The 3,272-nt window shown below is 61.1% G+C and carries 2 pseudogenes; both read right to left on the reverse strand.

Annotation, left to right across the window (positions count from 1 at the left end):
* Positions 1-1,837 (reverse strand): annotated as a pseudogene (locus JWR14_RS07720) (glycosyltransferase); the annotation flags it as partial.
* A 15-nt stretch (positions 1,838-1,852) separates the two neighbouring features.
* Positions 1,853-3,272 (reverse strand): annotated as a pseudogene (locus tag JWR14_RS07725) (oligosaccharide flippase family protein); the annotation flags it as partial.

A 3,272-nucleotide genomic window follows, 5' to 3' on the forward strand; every position in this document is an offset into this window, starting at 1 on the left:
TCATGCGCGTCAACGCAGTGAGCGCAACGGCGGATGCCGTCGAGTTCGCGATCACGCGTTCCAGCATGAGCTTCGTGCACCACTTGATGATGGTGAGTTGCGTCTTGCCGAAATGCTCCTGGCTGACGATATCGCGCAGATGCCACACCACCGGCCGCCGCGAGATCAGCCCGGCGATAGCGCCGACCACCATCGCGCGCTGCGTGTTCACGTAGATCACATCCGAGTTGCGCGACTTCGCCAGCGTGCCGCGCACGAGGCTCATCACGCCGCCGATCATTCCCGCCTTCGGCCGCTTCATGCCGCCGTCCTTGCTCAAGCCGCCGAGCGCGGCGCCATCGAGCACATCAACCTTGATACCGACCGCTTCCAGTGCGATGCGAAACGGGCCGTCGTCGAACAACACGGTCTCATTGGTGCCGCGCATGTTCTTCATCACCTCGAGCAACGATAATTCGGCGCCGCCAAGGACACCGCTTTGATCGACCGCGAGAACGCGCATTGCATCGGCATCCTCATGATCCTGATCCAGTTGCAAAGCTGCGGCCTTCGCCACGGGATCCGCTACTGGCACCGGCGGCATGGCAGGCGGTGCAAGCGTGAATTGAGGTGCAACGCTTTGCACGTAGGCGCGAAGACCATCGCGGAAATGCTTGATCGAAAAACGCTCGGCGTTGGCGCGGCAATCCGCGGGATTGATCTTCACCGCGCCGAGTTCGAAACCGTCCACTGCGTCGATGATCGAAGCGGTTGTCTGTTCATCGAAGAAGAGACCCGTTGGGCGCGCATGCGAACTATCGAGCACGGTCTCAAGCGCCCCACCCTTGCCGTACGCGATCACTGGCGTACCGCACGCTTGCGCCTCGACCACCGAGATGCCGAAGTCCTCCTCGGCTGCGAACACGAACGCCTTTGCGCGCTGCATCTTTTCCTGCAGGACGGAGAACGGCTGATAGCCCATGATCTCGACGTTTGGCGTGGCTTTATCGCGGATCTTGCGCATGTCGGGACCATCGCCGATCACGACCAGTTTTCGCTCCGGCATCTTCGCGAAGGCTTCCACGATCAAATCGATCTTCTTATACGGCACCATCCGGGACGCCGTCAGATAGAAGTCCTCTTTCACATCGCAACGCTGGAACGCTTCGACATCGACGGGCGGGAAGATCACATGCGAATCGCGGTGATAGACCTTGTTGATCCGTCGCGCGATGAACGCTGAATTCGCGATGAAATGGTCCACGGAATTCGACGTGCGGATGTCCCAGTTGCGCATGTAGTGCAGCACCATGCGCGCAAGCAGCGACTTCACGCCGGACGTGAGATTCGATTGCTGCAAGTATTGATGCTGCAGATCCCACGCATAGCGAATAGGCGAATGCACGTAGCTCACGTGAATCTGGTCGGGACCCGTCAGCACGCCCTTCGCCACGGCATGACTGCTTGAAATGACGAGGTCGTAGCCGGACACATCGAGCTGTTCGATCGCGAGCGGCATGAGCGGCAGATACGAGCGGTAACGCTTTTTCGCCTGCTGCAGTTTCTGGATGAACGAGGTGGTGACCTTCTAGCCGCGCATCCACGAGCGCTCCTCCATGAAGTCGACGACGCTGAAAAGATCGGCGTCGGGAAAGCACATGACGATCTGTTCAAGCACCTTCTCCGCGCCGGCGAAAGCGACGAGCCAGTCGTGCACGATCGCGACCCGCGGCACCCGTTTCGCGATTCTCGCGCGGTGGCGCGGCGGCGTGTCCTGCACGGCAGGCGGCAGCAGGCCGACAGGGTCGAGCGGCGCTCGCACCGTGTCGATGACCGCTTCATCGAGATCATGTTTCATGTGTCTCTCCTCACCTTAAACCGTGGATTTCACGCGCCGTTTCAGGCGCACATTCAACTCGTGGACGAAGCCGCGCGCCATGGAGCGCAACGCGGGCCTCGTGAGAAGGGAACAGCCTAAATTCAGGGCTGAGATGACAAATGCTGCTGCGATTGATTGCAGCGGATACTCGATCGGATCGATGACAAACGCCACGCCCAGGCCCGCGATGAGGAACGCGAGGTGCATCAGCATGTCGGCGGCAATGGGGCGGGCATGAATGCGCGAGATCCACAGCAGGAGGCCGTAGTCGGCGAGCGAGCGCAGCACGACCACGCTGGCTGCGCCGATAGGACCGAAGTGGGCGATGCCGAACCACAGCGCCGTCACGAAGAACGGCAGTTGAACGACGCCAATACGCGCTGCCGTGGCGGGATTGATTTGCGACTGGATCATGATGCGCGTGACGCTGGCCTGTCCGACGAGCCATACGCCGATGATCAGGATCCGGCCCACCGGTGCGCTGGCGATCGCGATTTCCTGTCCGACCCAGAGATGCAGGAAGGGCGCGAGCACGAGCATGACGAAGAGCGCGATGGGCGTGAAGACGCCGTTGAGGAATTCGAGTGACTGCTGGACCATGGCATCGGCGTGTTCGCGTTTGACGGCGGACAAGCGCGGGAACAGAGTGCGAACGAGTGAGTTCGGCAGCATGTTCAGGCGGGTGACGAGATTCTGCGGCACGGTGTAGTACGTGACGAAACGCGCGCCCAGATTGGCTCCCAGGAGGATGCGGTCGAGGGAGTCGGTGATCATGCTGGAGATGGTGGCGACCAGCATCCAGCCACCGAACTTGAACAAGCCACCGGCCACGCCTAGCTGCGGCCATTCAATGCGTTTGATGTCGAGTACTTTGAAGCTCGCTCGTGCGAGCATGATCACGGCGAGGACCCGCGCGAGGACAGCGGCCGCGAGTACGGTTTGCAGGTTCGGTGCGATTTTCCAGGCGGCGGCTAACGGCAGCAGCTGGAACAGGAAGGTGCCGATAGTCTGATTCGTGTTGTAGATACCGAAGCGTTCGACGCCGTTGATGGCGCCGGCGCAGACCCATGACACGTTGGCGATGGGAATGGCCAGCGCGAGCCAGGGGAGTGCGTGATAGACCTCGCGTTGCATGGCGGGTGATGAATGGGCGACGTAGGCGGTGTAAGCGAAGGCGCCGAAATAGATCAGGATTCCGCCGATGATGCCGGTACCCAGGTTGAGCCAGATGGCGCTCCAGAACACGCGCGAGCGGGCTTAGGGGTCGTTGGCGGCGTGGGCCTTTGAGATCTTGTGTTGAGCGGCCATGCCCATGCCGAGATCGAGAATGCCGAAGTAGCCGATAAGGGTCCAGACGAGGCTGATCACGCCGTAGCGCTCGACGCCGACGAGATGGATGTATGCGGGCACGGTG

It is taken from the genome of Caballeronia sp. (genome assembly GCF_028292365.1).
Taxonomy (GTDB): domain Bacteria; phylum Pseudomonadota; class Gammaproteobacteria; order Burkholderiales; family Burkholderiaceae; genus Caballeronia.